Origin of the sequence: Bradyrhizobium sp. (assembly GCF_030646015.1) — a bacterium.
Taxonomy (GTDB): domain Bacteria; phylum Pseudomonadota; class Alphaproteobacteria; order Rhizobiales; family Xanthobacteraceae; genus Bradyrhizobium.
Genome location: NZ_JAUSLT010000101.1, coordinates 1 through 16522 on the forward strand (window position 1 = coordinate 1; position 16522 = coordinate 16522).

The following is a 16522-nucleotide window of genomic DNA, read 5'->3' on the forward strand; positions in this document are numbered from 1 at the left end:
ATCGGGACCTGATCCGCGGAGGGCATTATGGCCAGCGGTCATGTGAACCGCATTCAAAGGCCGAACACATGGCTGCACCGACCAATCCTGCAAAACGTGAAAAAACCTCTTGCCAACCCGGAGCCGTCCACACATGACCCATCAGCGACAAATAGTCGCCCGCGCATAAGTAGGAGATCGGATCGACAAAACACTCTTCTAGACCCATTTTGCACACCATCACCGCGCTGTTTGGTGCAAGTTGACGACATCACCGGAGTGCAAGTCATGGGAGACTACATCCATGATGAAAACCTGAAGCTGTTTCGAAAGCGTTTGGCTGAGGCTGCCGACGAAAAGCAGCGCCAGACGTTGCGGGACCTTATCAAGCAAGAAGCGGCCAAAATTGCCGCACGGGGATCAGCAAACCCTAGCGCGAATTGATATAAATCAGCATTGCTTGCCGTAACCCAAGCTAATAGCGTTAAGAATGGCAGGTCATTATCGATGTCATCGGACTGGGATGAACGTCCCACTGACGTTTGTACTTGATGCCGCCTCAACTGAGCAGGCCCAAGCATATGAGTCTGTTACCTGTCCAGCCTGCACGCGCATTCATTTTATCAATAAGTCGACTGGGAAATTGCTTGGAGGCGAAAGCTCCCGGGCAACCGACTAAGTATGCGTAGCTGAACTCTAATGTCGGATTTCGGACCGACAATGTGATCGACATTTTGCAAAAGTTGGCGACGCGGCGGCGGCGGTTCTCGGACGCCACGTCAACCCCCGCAGGATAGGGCTCAGACCGACCGGGCAGGAATAATTCGGTGCATGCAATTGATCCGGGGCCTGCCAGCAATAAGCTGCTGGACGCACTGCCGCGCAAGGATTTCGAGCTTCTCGCCAAACATCTCATATCGGTGCAACTTGCCCAAGGCACGGTGCTATTCGAGGCAGGGGACGAAGTAGACGAGGTGTACTTCCCGCAAACTGGAATGGTTTCCCTCGTCGTGATCATGCACAATGGCAAGGCGATTGAGACAGCTACGGTTGGGCGCGAAGGCGTTGTCGGCGCGATGGCTGGGCTTGGCTTGCATATCTCTGGGGTGCGAGCCATTGCACAACTGCCGAGTTTTTCCAGCCGGATCGCAGCGCCTCAGTTGAGAAAAGCCGCTGAGGCGAGCAAGACGATTGCCGATATATGCATCCGCTATAACGAGGTGCTACTTGATCAAGCCCGTATCGCCGCCGCCTGCAATGCACTTCATCAAATTGAGGCGCGGTTCTGCCGGTGGCTCCTGCAAACCCGCGACCGGGCCGAGAGCGATACGATCCAACTGACACAGGAGTTCCTTTCAGAGATGCTCGGTGTTCGGCGCACGTCGGTGACGGAGGTGGCGAGCAAAATTCAAGCGGATGGAGCCATCAGCTATTCCCGAGGCGTCATCAAGATACTGGACCTTGAAAAGCTTAAAGCGTTGTCATGTGAGTGCTATGAGACGCTCCGGGAACATGCTCCCCAATAATGGGAGCCAGCGCGCCGACGAGGTGATCGAATAGGGCTTCTGTTTGCTGCACCTACTTACGGCAGAAATTGGCACAAAGCTGCCGTCAAGCCATGTCCGGGTTGAGTCCGCTTCCAGGGGGATAACGGACGTCCCGAGCGAGGGCGGCCCGATGTCTTCGCTATCGAGTTCAACCGATAATTTCGTGATAACTTAGGACAAACAGCCAATCACGAGCGCCCAATGCCAGCACTTCGCAAACCCGGTCATGAAATCGTCGCCCAAGCCCTAGCTGCGGGAAAGAGTCAGGCAGATGCTTACAAGGCGGGTGGGTATGTTTATCAACCAGCAAACGCTCACAGGCTCTGTACAAGTCCCGCAGTCGCAGCGCGCGTGAACGAAATCACGGCGGATCGCTACCACGACGAACGCAAGACCCGCGAGATCGCTGCTAACGAGGCTGGCCTCGACGAGGCTTGGATTCTCAAGCGGCTGAAATATCTGACGGACGTCTCACTTCAGGGGCGTCCGATCAAGAACAACGGCGTGCCCACAGGGGAGAGCACCAAGCCCGACGGGCCAACCGCGGTAAAGTGCCTGACGTTGGCCGCCAAAATCAAGGGAATGCTGGTCCATCGCCACGAGGTTGGCGATCCCGGAGAATTTTCGCGGATGACAGACGAGGAACTGGACTTGGCTCTGATTGAGTGTTCGAAGGCTCTGGGATTACCGGACGAGGCAATACAGAAGCTGCTGACGGTGCGGGCCGAATAAACCGTCGTGCTTGATCTTGTGGACCCACAATGGGCCGGACGGTGGCCGCCACTTTCGACGGCTGGTAAGGTTAGATGAAGCCGGAGGGACGCCGCCGCTGCTGGACCATGGCCAGAGGATAGCGGGCTCGCGTTAACCCCTCAACCTACGGCGGTGTGGTATGTCCTTTTCGGGGGACTACTCCAATGGTCAAGAAGCCAACGATATTCGATCCCGGCGACGGCATGATCGTCAGCGAGGTTGGCACGTGGGCATCTGAAAAGCATGCCCGCGTGCAGCGGTATATTGAGATTGCGAGTGACACGCGAAGGAAGTACGTGCCGCCGCCCGCATGGCACGCGGGAGCGGCCTACATTGAACTTTTCTCCGGTCCCGGTCGCTCCCTGATCAGGAACACCAAGCGCATCATTGATGGAAGTCCGCTCGTTGCCTTCAAGGCCGCGCAAGCCAGCGTTCCATTCACGGAAATGCACCTCAACGATGTTGATGCATCAAATTCGTCTGCAGTAGAAATGCGCATCCGCGCGCTAGGCGGCGTTCCCACCTGCTACAGTGATCCAGCCGATGTGGCCGTCGACAAGATCGTCTCGGCGCTGAATCCGAGCGGGCTGCATTTTGCCTTTTTGGACCCGTACAACCTCGAAGGACTGTCGTTCGACATTATCAGGAAGCTCTCGAAACTGAAGGTCGATATGCTCATCCACGTCAGCGTGCAGGACCTGCAGCGTAACCTCGACGACTACAGCAGGCCGGGTGGGGTCTTCGATACGTTTGCGCCCGGATGGAGTGCTCACGTTGACCGGAACCAAGCAATAAATTCCTTCAGGGCGGCCCTGATGAAATACTGGATGACCGAGATTCGGAAGCTCGGCACGATGCCAGCAAAAGGCGTGGAGCTTATCGTCGGCTCCAAGGGGCAGCGGCTCTACTGGCTTGTGTTTGTCAGTGCGCACGGCCTTGGGCGAAAACTGTGGGAAGCGATCCGCGACCCCATGAAGCAAACAGCGATGGATTTGTGATGGCTGACACTTCAATCGAATGGACCGACGCGACATGGAACCCGGTCGCAGGCTGCACGGTCATCTCGCCCGGCTGCACGAACTGCTACGCGATGCGGATGGCGGCGCGGCTCGATGCGATGGGTATGAAGAAATATCGTGGGCTCACCCGCAAGAGCGGCAAGCGCGCGGTCTGGACTGGCAGGGTCAGGCTTGACCACGACGCGCTCGGCATCCCGGCAGGCTGGAAGAAGCCGCGCCGGATTTTCGTTAACTCGATGTCGGACCTGTTTCACGAAGCTGTGCCAGCCGAGTTCGTTGCCGACGTCTGGCGCGCGATGCAGGCAACGCCGCAGCACACCTATCAAATTCTGACGAAGCGACCTGACCGGATGGCGGATGTCACCGCTTCACTGCCGGTGCTGCCGAACGTGTGGCTCGGCACCAGCGTCGAGAGCGAGGACTATCTTGGGCGCATTGACGATCTGCGCAAGGCCGATGCTGCCGTCAGGTTCGTCTCGTTCGAGCCCTTGATCGGGTCCGTGGCTCGCGCCAATCTGACCGGGATACATTGGGCCATCATCGGCGGTGAGAGCGGCCCGCGTTCGCGCCCAATGGCTGAGGAGTGGGTCGCGGAGATTGAGGCGGCATGCCGCAAGGCGACGACGGCGTTTTTCTTCAAACAATGGGGCGGTGTTCGGAAGAAGGACACCGGGCGGCACTATCGCGGACGCACGTTTGATGAAATGCCGCGCGGCGTCGCGATGTCCTGATCCCTGAGGCCCGTTGTCAGTTACGGGCAGCTCATCGTCGATAACCCGTTCCCAAGTTGGATGATGGTGCAGTTCGTCGAACGCTGCGGATTCTTAATTAGCTGTTCTAACCTGTTGGCGACCAGCCCCAAGCCTGCGCGCTGCTTTTCCCAGTTATCGACGCCACAATGCGCTCGCTGCATCGAGAGAAGCGCATCTCTAGAAATGGCTTGCAGCAACGGAAGCTCTTTCCACTCTTCAGTTTTTTGGCTTTCCCAATCGGCCAGTACCTTGCAAACGGTCGCGGGCCAAGGTTCGGCTGCGTGCGGTGATGTTGCGCCAAACGACAATAATACTAAGGCAATGCACCATCTCATCGTCATCGTTCCTTTCCCGTGAACCCAAGAAATTAAGCCGCTGCCTTGTCTTCCTTGTCCGCGCCACGCATGACGACCCTGAGCTCATCATCCGGCAGCGGGCGTTGCAGCGCCTTCGCTTCATCCCACGGCGCGCGCATCCACACGTCACGCTCCTCATCGGTAGTCAGGATCACCGGCATAGCCTTCGGATGGATCGGCTCGACGATGGCATTCGGTGCCGTCGTCAGGAAGCCGTAACACCTGATGCGGTCCCGGCACCGGCTTCGACTTCGTGCCGCGATCACCGTTGAACGTCGCCCAGATGCCCGCGAAGGCGAATAGCGGGCGGTCCTCACTGAGCGCGAACCAGGCCACATCCTTCTTTTTGGTCTCCGGGTTCAGCTCCGACGCGTACTCTGCAAAGCTGTTGGCCGGGACAAGGCAGCGGTTCTCCGGCTTGAGCCAGCCGCGCCAGTGCGGCGACGATGTGTTGCGGACGTTGGTGACCGGCGGCCCGCCCGTGCGCGGCGGTGGCGGCATGCCCCAGCGCATCATGGCCAGTTCGCGCCCGGTCTCATTGTTGCGGATCACCGGAGCCGGATAGTCGGGGAAGACGCCCGGCATCGGCGCGAGGTTGCCCTCATAGCGATTGACGACGCGGAACAACCGCGAGATCGCTTCTTGGTTCGTCGTGATGCTGTAGTGGTTGCACATGCCGGTCTACTTCGGTCCGGGCGACCGGCGTTGATCGACAATTCGGAGCAGGTGGTTGGCCAGCATCACCAGCTCATGAGCTTCGTCCGGGTTGTCGAGATCGACATCGCGATGAGAGTGCGAATTTTTGTAGGAGCCGATGGCACCTGCGAAGAAATCAGAACGAGCCTGACGCTCGCCCTTTGCCAAGATCGGCAGCAACGTCGCAGCGAGTTCTTCCGCTTCCATTGCAAGAAGAAAATCAACGTCAGGCATCAACTCCGGCAATGATGTCATCGTTCCCCCGGCCACCACGTAGACGGCGGATCACTCGCCGTGATCTTACCGACGCGCAGCGCGACCAGATGGCTGCGCTTAAACGGATATCGCTGGACCTCTGAGCAGTCCTTGCAGCGCATGTAGCGTTCAAGTTCGTGAACTGGCGTCGCTTTCGGTCGCCGCACGATGTCGAGGGCGACGGTCTGATGAGTGTCGCAGCCGAGGCACCGGACTTCGAGGTAGCGGTACCCGGCATTGAGAGCGTCGCCCAGCGTCGGCGATGGCTGCGCCGGACCCTGAAAGCCGAGCATGCGCTTGTTCCACGCCTCGACGGCGACCCGGTCGGCTTCCCTGCGCGCTTCCTTCGCCCGCTCTGCCGCAGCCCGGACCGATGAGCCGTAGATGGTCTCTCGTGATTTGGTGCCCATAGCGAGAGGATGCCTCCGGCGACGACCGAAGGACAAGCCGCTACCGATTGCGGTGGATACCGCGTCGGGCACAACCGGAGCGACCAGCACCGCCCGGCGGCTCCGAACAAGCCCTATCCGAGCAAACCCCATAGCCTCATGGAAGCCGTTGACTTCGGCCCGTACCGCGCTACATCGCTGGTCCCGCCGCAAGCGCCTTCACATAGTCCGAGCGGGTGGCGGTCGCGCGACCAGCGTTGCGAGCCGCCCTAGGTTCTGAGCAATGGCGGCCAGAACAAACTCCTAGCTAGGCGCCTCGTGGACCACGAAGTCGAAGCCGACCGAGTTTCAGATGCGCTTCAGGTGTGCGAACCGCATCTCGATCTTCTTGCGCTCACGGCGCGACTGCTCGAAGCCCTCGGTGTCGAACACGGGAATATGTAGCGCGATGCCTTTCTCCTCGACCAGCCAGTTCAGCATCGGAGCTGCCCCGTAAACGGTATCTCCAACAAGCCGCTCCGGCTTAAGGCCGAAGCGCTCCCTCTGTTCGCTCGATCATGGTCTTTACCGCGCCGACCGCGGCCTGCCGAATGGAAAGGGAGGCTTCGACATCAATGATGACGCCGAACTTCACATCGATGAGATAGTTGTCGGAGTAAGCGAAGAATGCCGGTCCCTTGTGAGCGCCGGTCCACCGGGCCGCGGGGTCGGATGGCGAGACGAACTTTGGCACAACGTCGCTGGCGGCGCCCCACGCCGTATCGTCGAGAGTCGCCAGATACTCCTTCACCGCGCGGCTGGACCTCGCCGGATCACGATCCCTGCGCCAATGCTGACCCGCGATCGAACGTTGCTTGTTGGCATCCGCCTGGATCAGGCTCGCATCGACCGCAAGCCTTCGCCGCCAAGCAGACCGGCCGCAATGCCCGCCTCGACCACTCGCTCGAACATGTGGCGAAAACTAACCTTCATCATACAATACACTCCCGCAACTACAAACGACGAAGTACCGTGCTCCACTCGCAAGAAGGCCTCGTCGACGTTCGGGTTGTTTCTCTTGGCCGCTAGCGCGCCCAGCGACCACTGATTTTCGGGGACGTCCTTGGCTTTATGAACGCTGGCCTTACCGCCCTTGTACGTCACCATGCAGCCATTTGCTCGATCTTCGGAAGTTTGGTGATATAAGGGCTATCTCTTTGAGGGTGACTACCGACGATCCGTGGGCATGGCGATATACGGATGGCGACCACCGTGAAGAGGCTTCATGACACCAACCGAAAAAGTTCATTATCCCGCGAACATCTGAGTCATCTGGTCCGGAAACTCTCCGGGGTTGCAATTTACCACAGGGAGCCCGAAATATTCCGAGATGAAAGTCTTGGCTTGTGCAAGCGAAACAAACCGCAAGCCGCCTTTTGGGCGGCGACTTCTTGAATTTCTCACGCTGACGGCCCACGGTCGCTTGATGCTCACCGTGTTAGGTGGACTGGCCGAGTTCGAGCGAGAGCTGATTCGAACGCGAACCGGCGAGGGGCGCGAGCGTGCGAAGGCTAGGGGGTGACCCTCGGTCGCAAGCCGAAGCTGACTGGTTATCAGCGGCGAGAGGCCATTGCCCGCCGAGAGGCAGGAGAGGAGCTTACTGACATTGCCCGTTCCTATAACGTGAGCCACTCGACAATCAGTCGTCTAAGCTAACAATCTGGAAACATCTTCAATCGTCGATTCCTGCATGAAATGTTGGATGCCCGTTTCCAGCGGAAATGCGCTGAAAAATGTAAGGTGTGAAGTATTTGGGAGGTCTTTTGCACTACGCGCATTCGACGGCAACAGCCGGCGGTTCCAATTGGCAGCCATTGCAGGGCCATCTCCGGCAGACCGCGCTGAGAGCCCGGTCATTCGGCGGCAAGTTCGGCGCGGCGAAGGCCGCTGCGCTGGCCGGCTGGCTGCACGACCTCGGCAAATATTCTCAGGCTTATCAGGCCTATATCGCCGGCCGCGGTCCTGGCGGTGTCGATCATTCAACCGCCGGCGCGCAGCAGATAATGAAGCTCAGCCTCAAAGGTCGTGATCAGGGCATCGCTGAATTGATCGCATACGCGATCGCCGGCCATCACGCCGGTCTGCCTGATATGACCGGCGCTGACGGCGAAGTCAGCGCGCTCGCGGACCGTCTTAAAAAGTCCATCCCTGCGCTCGATCCGGTATGGCAAAGCGAGATCGAGGCTGATCTGTCGGGACTTTTTCCAGCTGGAATCAAACCAGTACCTAACATGGGCGCATTCCAAATCGCGTTTCTTGGACGCATGATTTTCTCCTGCCTAGTCGATGCCGATTTCCTCGATACTGAAGCATTCTACGCCGCGGTGGATGGCCGCCAAATCGACCGTACATGGCCCGTGCTGGCAGACGAGATCGAGCGGATGATCGCCAGCTTGAATGCTCATATGGTAGAAAAGCGTCGTACGAGCTTGGATTCGCCGCTGAACCGGTTACGCGGCGAGATCATGAGTCATGTCCGGCAAAAGGCCGGGCTGCCGCGCGGGGTCTTTACCCTGAATGTGCCGACGGGCGGCGGCAAGACATTGGCCTCGCTCGCCTTCGCGCTCGATCATGCCAGCCACTGGAAGCTGGAGCGGATTATCTACGCAATTCCCTTTACTTCGATCATCGAGCAGACGGCCTCGATCTTTCGTGAAATCTTGGGCGACGAGTCCATTCTGGAACATCATTCGTCGATCGAGCCGGAGACTGCCCGGAAAGAAGAACTGCTTCGGGAGCAGCAATCCGACGCCAAACTGCGGTTGGCGACGGAGAACTGGCAGGCACCGCTAATCGTCACCACCAATGTGCAATTGTTCGAAAGCCTGTTCGCCAATCGGACTTCGCGCTGCCGCAAGCTGCACAACCTTGCCAACGCCGTTATCATTCTCGACGAAGCCCAAACCATCCCCCTTCATGTCCTGAGACCCTGCGTCGCCGCGCTTGACGAACTGGCACGCAACTACGGCTGCACCATCGTCTTGTGCACGGCGACCCAGCCCGCGCTGCAAGAACCGCGATTCCCCGGAGGATTTGAGATAGGCCCAGAACGCGAACTTGCGCCTGATCCAGCAATGCTGCATCGCGAACTCAGGCGTACGACTGAGCGAATCGCCGGTGTCCTGACCGACGACGATCTTGTCGCCGAGATGTCCGGCGTCGATCAGGGTCTGACGATCGTCAACAGCCGTCGCCATGCTCTTGAGCTTTATCAGCTGGCGAAATCGACCGGCCTCGACGGATTGATTCATTTGACCACCCGGCAGACCGCTTTCGATCGGCGAAGCATTCTGCACGACGTGCGCGAACGGCTGAATCATCGGCAGCCTTGCCTCGTCATCGCGACGTCGCTCGTCGAAGCCGGGGTCGACGTCGACTTTCCACGGGTCTGGCGGGCCGAGGCGGGCCTCGACCAGCTGACCCAGGCCGCGGGCCGTTGTAATCGCGAAGGCCGTCGGCCGGTCGAAGAAAGCGTCGTCACCTTCTTCAAGCCGGCTGAGGCGAGGCCGCCCGCCGAGATCAAAGGGCTGATTGGCGACATGCTGCGCATTCTAGGCCAACATCGCGGCGATCTGTTCTCTCCGCAAGCCATCGAGGCCTATTTCAGCGAGGTCTACTGGCGGAAAAGCGAACAAGGGCTGGACAAGCAGGCGGTCATGAAACAATTTCGGATTGCAGCCACCGGAACCGACTTCGCCTATCGCAGTGTCGCGGAACGCTTCCGTCTGATCGAGACCGGCATGGAGCCAGTGATCGTGGCGACCGACGAAGAGCCGCAGGGCATCTTGCGGGCGCTCAGGGGAGGGATGCCGCCAGGCCTTGGTGCCCGCAAGCTGCAAAATCATCTCGTTCAAGTTCCGCCGAAAGATCGTGGAAAGCTGATCGAGAACGGGCACGTACAATTTGTCGATGGGTTTGGCGACCAGTTCGCCGTACTTATGACCGCAGATCTGTATTCGAGAGAGATTGGATTGATTTGGGAGAAGGCCGACGAACTCGGCTTTGACGGCATTATATAATTCCTCCTTGAAGAAAAGCCTTGGAGAACTCCAAAGTATCCAATTGGCGGTTCTTGATCCGTTCCGAATGCTATGCAACGCTCGATTGCGATTGCTGCCGAAGAATTGCGAAACCTAACAATCTTATTAGGTTCGGAAATGTCATACGGAATCCGGCTCCTCGTTTCGGGGAAATGGGCGCTGTTCACGCGCCCGGAGATGAAGGTTGAGCGGGTCTCCTATGACGTGATGACGCCATCGGCCGCGCGGGGCATCCTGGAAGCAATTCACTGGAAGCCCGCGATCAGGTGGATCGTCGAGGAAATTCACGTCCTCAAACCGATCAGGTTCCAGTCGATCCGACGCAACGAAGTCGGCGCGAAGGTCTCCACGCGCGCCATTGGCGCTGCGATGAAAACGGGAGACATTGGCAATCTCACCCTCATCGTCGAGGATAACCGCCAGCAGCGCGCCTCGACCGTGCTGACCGATGTGGTCTATGTGATCTGCGCGCGTTTTGCGCTAACGCCAAAGGCTGGCGCCGACGACAATGAGGGCAAGCATCTCGACACATTCAATCGCCGTGCCCGCAAGGGCCAGTGCTTTCATCAGCCTTGCCTTGGCACCCGCGAATTTCCGGCGCGGTTCGAACTGATCGAACCAGGCGCATCCTTGCCCGAGGCGATCGACGAGACCCGCGATCTCGGCTTCATGCTTTACGATATCGACCATGCCGGCGACCGTGGTACGCTGTTCTTCCGAGCCGGGCTCGACAAGGGTGTGATGCGGGTGCCACCTCCCGACTCGCCGGAGATTCGCCGATGAGCGCGCTGGCCTCCCTGGTTCGCGCCTATGATCGGATGGCAGAGCGCGGTGAAGTGCCTCCTTACGGCTATTCGCAGGAAAAGATCGGCTTTCTCATTCCGCTCAATCTGGATGGAAGTGTCGCGCATGCGCCGATCGACCTACGAGAAGCAGAAGGAAAGAAGAAAGTGGCACGGCTTGTGGCCGTACCGCAACCAACGAAAAGAACTTTTGGTATCGAGCCCAACTTTCTCTGGGACAAGAGCGCTTACGTTCTTGGAGTGACCGCCGGTGAGGGCAAGCGCACATCCCGCGAGCATGAGGCATTTGTCGCCCGGCACCGCGAATGTTTGGTTTCGTCGCCGGACGAGGCATTGCAAGCCTTGTGGCGTTTCCTGGATACATGGACTCCAGATCAGTTTGCCGGGCTCGGTTGGCCCGATGACATGAAAGACCAGAATATTGTTTTCGCGCTCGAAAGCGAGCGGCTTGCAAACGTCATGATCCACAATCGTCCTGCCGCGCGCAAGCTTTGGGCGCGGTTGATCGCGGCGGATGAGAAGGATACCACGGCTTGCCTCATCACTGGAGACAGCGCGCCGGTGGCGAGACTGCATCCGGCGATTAAAGGCGTCTGGCGCGCGCAATCGTCCGGCGCCTCGATCGTCTCGTTCAATCTGGACGCCTTCACCTCCTATGGCCACGAACAAGGGGACAACGCGCCCGTCTCGGAAGCCGCTGCGTTTGCCTATACGTCCGCGCTAAACCGCTTTCTTGAGCGCAACAGCGGCCATCGCATCCAGATCGGCGACGCCTCGACCGTATTCTGGGCCGATTCCTCGAACGCGCAGGCCGCCTTGGAAGCGGAGAGCATGTTTCTCGGCTTTGTTGATGAGAAGGCGACAGAAGCCGTCGAGACAAAAAAGATCGAAAGCGTTCTCGCAAAGCTTCGCGCCGGTCGCCCCATCGAGGATTTCAAACCCGATCTTCCGCAAGGCGTTCGCTTTTTTGTTCTGGCGTTGGCGCCGAATGCAGCGCGGCTCTCTGTGCGCTTCTATATTGAGGATGATTTCGGCGTCATCGCCGAACGATATTTGCGCCATCTCGATCGATTGCGAATCGATCCGCCGCCGAAAGAGGAAGCCCCCTCGATGTGGCGAATGCTGATCCAGACCGCGGTTCGGGGAAAATCCGAGAATATCCAACCCAACCTGGCCGGCGAATGGATGCGGGCGATCCTGACGGATACGCCGTATCCGCTCACATTGCTCGCTACGCTTATCATGCGGCTGCGGGCGGATCATGACGTTAATGCGCTGCGGGTGGCCATTCTCAAGTCTATTCTCCTCAAGAATTTCAACATGGAGGTGCCGGTGTCGCTCGATCCGGAGTGCAAGGAGCCCGGCTATCTGCTGGGTCGGTTATTCGCCGTCTATGAGCAAATCCAGACGGCGGCGCTCGGCCGCAATGTCAATGCGACCATCAAGGATAAATTCTACGGCGCGGCGTCAGCGATGCCTCGCAAGGTGTTTCGGATGCTGGAAGCCGGTTCAGCCAACCATCTTTCAAAAATTGGCAAGCAAAATCCGGGGCTCAGGATCAGTTTTGAAAAAGCCGTCGGCGCGATCATGGAGGCGATGTCCCCGGAGCGCGATCCATTCCCGGCCAGTCTCCCCGACAAGAGTCAGGCCCTTTTCGGGCTCGGCTATTACCACCAGCGCAACAAGTTCTTCAAGAAAACCGATAAATCCGCTTCCGAGGAGGCCGCCTGATGACCGCGCTCGCCAACCGCTACGATATCGTCTTCCTGTTTGACGTCACCAACGGCAATCCGAATGGCGATCCCGATGCCGGCAACATGCCGCGCATAGACCCCGAGACCAACAAGGGCCTGGTCAGCGACGTCTCGCTCAAGCGCAAGATCCGGAACTACACCGAACTGACGAAAGGCGACCAGCCGGGCTACCGCATCTATGTGCAGGAGGGGTCGATCCTGAACGAGAAGCATCGCGAGGCCTACAAAGCCGTCCGTGGCGATACAGAGAAGGTTAAAAAGGACAGCAAATTGAATCCCCAGACAGATGATGAGTCCAGGGCGCTAACCAAATTCATGTGCGACAACTTCTTTGATGTCCGCGCCTTTGGCGCGGTAATGGGCCTAGGTATCAATGCAGGTCAGGTGCGAGGTCCGGTGCAGGTCACTTTCGCAAGTTCGATTGAGACGATTCTGCCGCTTGAGATATCGATCACACGCATGGCCGTGGCCAATGAGAAGGAAAAGGCTGAACGCCAGCAAGGCGACGACGGAGATCAGCGGACCGAGAACCGCACTATGGGCCGTAAGCACATTGTGCCCTATGGCCTCTACCGCGCCCACATCTTCGTCAACGCCAAGTTGGCTGAGCGGACCGGGTTCGGCGAGACCGATCTCGCCCACCTGTTCGAAAGTCTGGGGTCGATGTTCGAGCACGACCGTTCGGCGGCGCGGGGGGAGATGTCCTCACGGCGCGGCATCGCATTCAAGCATGCCTCGGCGCTAGGTAATGCCCATGCCCATGCCTTGTTCGAGCGCGTCCAGGTGCATCGTAAGATCGGTGACGAGCTTTTCGAAGCTGGCAGCGACCGCCTCAGCAACTACCCACCCGCGAGGCGGTTCTCAGACTATGAAGTGACGGTGAACCGTGAGGGTCTTCCGGAATCGGTCGAGGTGGTTGAGTTGTTTTGAGCGGAGGAAGTCGGGATGCAGGAACTCGACGATCCGATCCCGCTCTCGGCGTTGCAACATGCGGTCTTCTGTATGCGTCAGGCTGCGCTGATCCATATCGAGCGGCAGTGGGAAGAGAACCGCTTTACGGCCGAGGGCAAGGTACTGCACGATGTCGCCCATGACCCTGCCGACCGCAAACGTGGCAGCACCCGCCGGGTGATGGCTCTACCGCTGGCTTGCCGGCGGCTCAATCTCGCGGGCGTAGCCGATCTCGTCGAGTTCCGCGCGGGCGCGGATGGCGAGACCGCTTATCCTGTCGAGTACAAGCGCGGCAAGGCCAAGCTGCATCGCGCCGATGAAGTACAGCTCTGTGCCCAGGGGCTTTGCCTGGAAGAAATGACCGGCAGGGCGGTACCGGAGGGCGCGCTGTTCTATGCCGAGACGAGGCGCCGTCTCGCTGTGCCCTTCGATGCTGAATTGCGGCGGGTCACGGAAGAGACAGCGTGGGAGTTTGGCGCGTTAATCGCGGCTCGCCACACTCCGCCTGCTGTTTACCGCGCGGATCGCTGCCGGGCCTGTTCGCTGATCGAGGTGTGCAGGCCCAAGGCCGGATCAAAGTCGGCGCTGGCCTTTCGCGCACGCGAAATCGATGCCGCGCTCGGCGACAAGACTTCGTGAAAAAGCTGCTCAACACCGTGTACGTCACGACCGAGGGCGCGTCGCTGCGCAAGGACGGCGAGAATTTCGTGGCGGAAGTTAACGGCGCCGAACGCGCCCGCGTGCCATTTCATATGATGAGTTCCCTAGTTGTCTTCGGCGCGATTTTCGTCTCGCCGCCGCTGATGCAGGCGCTCGCATCACTTGGTATCACCATCGTGCTGCTCGATCGCGCAGGCAGGTTTCAGGCCCGGATTGAAGGCCCAGTCAGCGGCAACGTGCTGCTGCGTCGAGCGCAGTATCGTGTCTCCGAGAAACCGGACGAGATCGTCCGCAGCATCGTATCGGCCAAGATCGCCAACCAGCGCGCGGTGCTGCAACGGGCGCTGCGCGACTATGGGGAGGAAATGGCAGCGAACCAGCGCGGTAAAATCGACGCTGTGGTGAACCGACTCGCGCAGATCCTGCGCCGTGTCGCCTTTACAAGCGAGGGCGTGGACGTACTGCGCGGCGCCGAGGGTGAGGCCGCGCAGAAATATTTCTCCATTTTTGGTGAGCTGATCCGGTCGCCCGACCCCGAGATTCGGTTTTCAGGCCGCAGCCGGCGGCCGCCGCTCGATCCGGTAAATGCGCTCCTCTCGTTTCTCTACACGCTGCTGACACATGATTGCCGAAGCGCCGCTGAGGGGGTGGGCCTGGATCCCGCTGTCGGCTTCCTGCATCGGGACCGGCCGGGACGGCCAAGCCTGGCGCTCGACTTGATGGAGGAATTGCGTCCCGTCCTTGCGGACAGGCTGGCGCTTTCGATGCTCAACCGCCGCCAATTGAGGGCGCGCGACTTCGATACCCGCGACGGCGGCGCGGTGCTGCTCTCCGACGATGGCCGCCGCACGGTCCTGACGGCGTGGCAGGAGCGCAAAAAGGAAGAGCGACGCCATCCCTTTCTAGATGAAACTGCGCCGTTCGGTCTCATCCCTCATTTGCAGGCACAGCTTCTCGCGCGACACTTGCGAGGTGACCTTGACGCCTATCCGCCCTGGATTTGGAAGTGAGCCGCGGTGGAAGCCATCGAAGGAGGGATCGCCATGATGGTTCTTGTGACCTACGATGTCCGAACCAGCGAACTCGGAGGAGCCGCTCGCCTCCGACGGGTGGCCAAGGCCTGCCGCGATCATGGCCAGCGTGTGCAATACTCCGTATTCGAGATCGAGGTTGACCCGGCACAATGGACCAGGCTGAGAGCCAGGCTCGAAAATCTGATCGAATCCGAGCACGACAGCCTTCGCTACTACTTTCTCGGTGCCAATTGGCAGCGGCGCGTTGAGCATGTCGGAGCTAAGCCGGCGGTTGATCTTGGGGGGACTCTGATCGTTTGACATAAGGAGCGCTAACCTAAAGCCTGCCCATTTTTCCTGGCACGTTCGCGCTCCGTCTAAGTGATTAAAATCATTCGATATCCGAAAATCGTTCGCAATGCATGACTTTGATAATCGAACGGACCAATGATGCCGCGCGGACAGACTAGATTTCTTTCGAAACAGAATGCGTTATTGGTAAGGGGTCGCCTCCTTCACGGGGGCGTGGATCGAAACAGCAAATCCCGGCCGCCACAACGTCAGCGCGGGCGTCGCCTCCTTCACGGGGGCGTGGATCGAAACATCGGAAGCAAGCCCCAGGCGCCAGCAACAACAAGTCGCCTCCTTCACGGGGGCGTGGATCGAAACCATCGTCACCTGACGCAAGTCCGGTTGTGGCGACGTCGCCTCCTTCACGGGGGCGTGGATCGAAACATCTGCCAAGCCCAATATACGAATCGCATGACGTGTCGCCTCCTTCACGGGGGCGTGGATCGAAACCGTCTCGCGCTGGCCGAGCAGCTTTTGCTCGACGGTCGCCTCCTTCACGGGGGCGTGGATCGAAACACCCAGGGACGGTTGATGTCAAACTCGGTGTAACGTCGCCTCCTTCACGGGGGCGTGGATCGAAACGTGGTGGATCTGTTGCGGGTGGCACCGGTGTCGCGTCGCCTCCTTCACGGGGGCGTGGATCGAAACATGAACGTGTTTTCCGGCGTGAACTCGTGCCCCGTCGCCTCCTTCACGGGAGCGTGGATCGAAACAATGAACCACTGCCGTCCGTCACTTGGACCGCCGGTCGCCTCCTTCACGGGAGTGTGGATCAAAACATCGGTCACTGCCGATGCAATGTTCCCTGAACAGTCATTGAGTAATTCTTCCGTGCGAGCGACTGTCTTGCCCACCACGGGCGCCGAAACCGCCGCGGCTGCTTACCCGGTGCTTACCCAGACAAAACTGGCTTTTCCCAGAATCCCGGATGGGTCTGATTTTATTGGCGCACCCGACACGATTCGAACGTGTGACCTTTGCCTTCGGAGGGCAACGCTCTATCCAGCTGAGCTACGGGTGCGTGAGAGCTCATTTAGCCGATTGGCGGGGCAGGGGCAACCGGCCCTGGCGGGGGCTTTTGGGGAGGAGCAAGGCTCGAAGGGCACAGTTCACAGGTTCGAATCGTGTCGGGTGCGCCAGATTTAGCATGTGCCGGGCGTGCCGG

The 16522-nt window shown here is 59.2% G+C and carries 17 protein-coding genes, 1 tRNA gene, 2 pseudogenes and 1 CRISPR repeat array; of the genes and pseudogenes, 14 read left to right on the forward strand and 6 right to left on the reverse strand.

Annotation, left to right across the window (positions count from 1 at the left end; all coding sequences use genetic code 11):
* The first annotated feature begins 267 nt into the window (after positions 1-267).
* The 5 genes from Q7T45_RS16115 (at position 268) to Q7T45_RS16135 (ending at position 4029) form a co-directional block, all read left to right on the forward strand.
* On the forward strand, positions 268-423 hold the full coding sequence (locus Q7T45_RS16115) for a hypothetical protein (RefSeq protein WP_304871941.1): 156 nt from the start codon (positions 268-270) through the stop codon (positions 421-423).
* 383 nt (positions 424-806) lie between these two features.
* Positions 807-1505 carry a Crp/Fnr family transcriptional regulator gene (locus Q7T45_RS16120; RefSeq protein WP_304871942.1) on the forward strand — a complete coding sequence of 233 codons (699 nt, stop codon included), beginning with the start codon at positions 807-809 and terminating at the stop codon, positions 1503-1505.
* A 372-nt stretch (positions 1506-1877) separates the two neighbouring features.
* Positions 1878-2258: a hypothetical protein gene (locus tag Q7T45_RS16125; RefSeq protein WP_304871943.1), complete on the forward strand. Its 381-nt coding sequence runs from the start codon at positions 1878-1880 to the stop codon at positions 2256-2258.
* A 185-nt stretch (positions 2259-2443) separates the two neighbouring features.
* Positions 2444-3277 (forward strand): three-Cys-motif partner protein TcmP, encoded by an 834-nt coding sequence (gene tcmP / locus Q7T45_RS16130; RefSeq protein ID WP_304871944.1) that lies wholly within the window; start codon positions 2444-2446, stop codon positions 3275-3277.
* Positions 3277-4029 carry a DUF5131 family protein gene (locus tag Q7T45_RS16135; RefSeq protein WP_304872048.1) on the forward strand — a complete coding sequence of 251 codons (753 nt, stop codon included), beginning with the start codon at positions 3277-3279 and terminating at the stop codon, positions 4027-4029. Before tcmP ends, Q7T45_RS16135 begins: the two co-directional genes overlap by 1 nt.
* Before the next feature lie 20 nt (positions 4030-4049).
* Here the strand turns inward: Q7T45_RS16135 and Q7T45_RS16140 are convergent, their stop codons facing one another.
* The 5 genes and pseudogenes from Q7T45_RS16140 to Q7T45_RS16160 all read right to left on the reverse strand — a co-directional run.
* Positions 4050-4391, reverse strand: a complete 342-nt coding sequence (locus Q7T45_RS16140; RefSeq protein WP_304871945.1) for a hypothetical protein — start codon at positions 4389-4391, stop codon at positions 4050-4052.
* 26 nt (positions 4392-4417) lie between these two features.
* Positions 4418-5081, reverse strand: a pseudogene (locus Q7T45_RS16145) (SOS response-associated peptidase).
* Between the two features lie 6 nt (positions 5082-5087).
* Complete coding sequence (locus Q7T45_RS16150) at positions 5088-5357, reverse strand: TIGR02391 family protein (protein ID WP_304871946.1); 270 nt, start codon at positions 5355-5357, stop codon at positions 5088-5090.
* On the reverse strand, positions 5354-5767 hold the full coding sequence (locus tag Q7T45_RS16155; RefSeq protein ID WP_304871947.1) for a hypothetical protein: 414 nt from the start codon (positions 5765-5767) through the stop codon (positions 5354-5356). The genes Q7T45_RS16150 and Q7T45_RS16155 overlap by 4 nt, the downstream gene beginning before the upstream one ends.
* A 198-nt stretch (positions 5768-5965) precedes the next feature.
* Positions 5966-6703 (reverse strand): annotated as a pseudogene (locus tag Q7T45_RS16160) (transposase); the annotation flags it as partial.
* Positions 6704-7211: 508 nt separating this feature from the next.
* Here Q7T45_RS16160 and Q7T45_RS16165 point away from each other — a divergent pair.
* From Q7T45_RS16165 to cas2, 9 genes are all read left to right on the forward strand, one after another.
* On the forward strand, positions 7212-7307 hold the full coding sequence (locus Q7T45_RS16165) for a recombinase family protein (protein ID WP_304872049.1): 96 nt from the start codon (positions 7212-7214) through the stop codon (positions 7305-7307).
* Positions 7304-7441, forward strand: a complete 138-nt coding sequence (locus Q7T45_RS16170; RefSeq protein WP_304871948.1) for a helix-turn-helix domain-containing protein — start codon at positions 7304-7306, stop codon at positions 7439-7441. The genes Q7T45_RS16165 and Q7T45_RS16170 overlap by 4 nt, the downstream gene beginning before the upstream one ends.
* Before the next feature lie 107 nt (positions 7442-7548).
* Positions 7549-9804: a CRISPR-associated helicase Cas3' gene (cas3, locus tag Q7T45_RS16175; protein WP_304871949.1), complete on the forward strand. Its 2256-nt coding sequence runs from the start codon at positions 7549-7551 to the stop codon at positions 9802-9804.
* 138 nt (positions 9805-9942) lie between these two features.
* Positions 9943-10608: a type I-C CRISPR-associated protein Cas5c gene (gene cas5c, locus Q7T45_RS16180; protein WP_304871950.1), complete on the forward strand. Its 666-nt coding sequence runs from the start codon at positions 9943-9945 to the stop codon at positions 10606-10608.
* On the forward strand, positions 10605-12359 hold the full coding sequence (gene cas8c / locus Q7T45_RS16185; RefSeq protein WP_304871951.1) for a type I-C CRISPR-associated protein Cas8c/Csd1: 1755 nt from the start codon (positions 10605-10607) through the stop codon (positions 12357-12359). The genes cas5c and cas8c overlap by 4 nt, the downstream gene beginning before the upstream one ends.
* Positions 12359-13312, forward strand: a complete 954-nt coding sequence (cas7c, locus tag Q7T45_RS16190) for a type I-C CRISPR-associated protein Cas7/Csd2 (protein ID WP_304871952.1) — start codon at positions 12359-12361, stop codon at positions 13310-13312. The genes cas8c and cas7c overlap by 1 nt, the downstream gene beginning before the upstream one ends.
* Positions 13313-13327: 15 nt before the next feature.
* Complete coding sequence (gene cas4 / locus Q7T45_RS16195; RefSeq protein ID WP_304871953.1) at positions 13328-13972, forward strand: CRISPR-associated protein Cas4; 645 nt, start codon at positions 13328-13330, stop codon at positions 13970-13972.
* Complete coding sequence (gene cas1c, locus Q7T45_RS16200; RefSeq protein WP_304871954.1) at positions 13969-15003, forward strand: type I-C CRISPR-associated endonuclease Cas1c; 1035 nt, start codon at positions 13969-13971, stop codon at positions 15001-15003. The genes cas4 and cas1c overlap by 4 nt, the downstream gene beginning before the upstream one ends.
* 33 nt (positions 15004-15036) lie before the next feature.
* A complete protein-coding gene (gene cas2, locus Q7T45_RS16205; RefSeq protein ID WP_304872050.1) occupies positions 15037-15327 on the forward strand; it encodes a CRISPR-associated endonuclease Cas2 in 291 nt (96 codons plus the stop codon).
* 184 nt (positions 15328-15511) lie between these two features.
* Positions 15512-16136: direct repeats of the CRISPR family, unit length 32 nt; unit sequence GTCGCCTCCTTCACGGGGGCGTGGATCGAAAC.
* Between the two features lie 165 nt (positions 16137-16301).
* Here the strand turns inward: cas2 and Q7T45_RS16210 are convergent.
* A tRNA-Arg gene (locus Q7T45_RS16210) sits at positions 16302-16378 on the reverse strand.
* Positions 16379-16522: the final 144 nt, after the last annotated feature.

Coding starts and splice junctions, on each gene's coding strand:
- cas4 (WP_304871953.1), top strand. CDS start 13,328: ATGCAGGAACTCGACGATCCGATCCCGCTCTCGGCGTTGCAACATGCG.
- Q7T45_RS16135 (WP_304872048.1), top strand. CDS start 3,277: ATGGCTGACACTTCAATCGAATGGACCGACGCGACATGGAACCCGGTC.
- Q7T45_RS16155 (WP_304871947.1), bottom strand. CDS start 5,767: ATGGGCACCAAATCACGAGAGACCATCTACGGCTCATCGGTCCGGGCT.
- Q7T45_RS16150 (WP_304871946.1), bottom strand. CDS start 5,357: ATGACATCATTGCCGGAGTTGATGCCTGACGTTGATTTTCTTCTTGCA.
- Q7T45_RS16140 (WP_304871945.1), bottom strand. CDS start 4,391: ATGACGATGAGATGGTGCATTGCCTTAGTATTATTGTCGTTTGGCGCA.
- tcmP (WP_304871944.1), top strand. CDS start 2,444: ATGGTCAAGAAGCCAACGATATTCGATCCCGGCGACGGCATGATCGTC.
- cas2 (WP_304872050.1), top strand. CDS start 15,037: ATGATGGTTCTTGTGACCTACGATGTCCGAACCAGCGAACTCGGAGGA.
- cas7c (WP_304871952.1), top strand. CDS start 12,359: ATGACCGCGCTCGCCAACCGCTACGATATCGTCTTCCTGTTTGACGTC.
- Q7T45_RS16165 (WP_304872049.1), top strand. CDS start 7,212: ATGCTCACCGTGTTAGGTGGACTGGCCGAGTTCGAGCGAGAGCTGATT.
- Q7T45_RS16115 (WP_304871941.1), top strand. CDS start 268: ATGGGAGACTACATCCATGATGAAAACCTGAAGCTGTTTCGAAAGCGT.
- cas5c (WP_304871950.1), top strand. CDS start 9,943: ATGTCATACGGAATCCGGCTCCTCGTTTCGGGGAAATGGGCGCTGTTC.
- cas8c (WP_304871951.1), top strand. CDS start 10,605: ATGAGCGCGCTGGCCTCCCTGGTTCGCGCCTATGATCGGATGGCAGAG.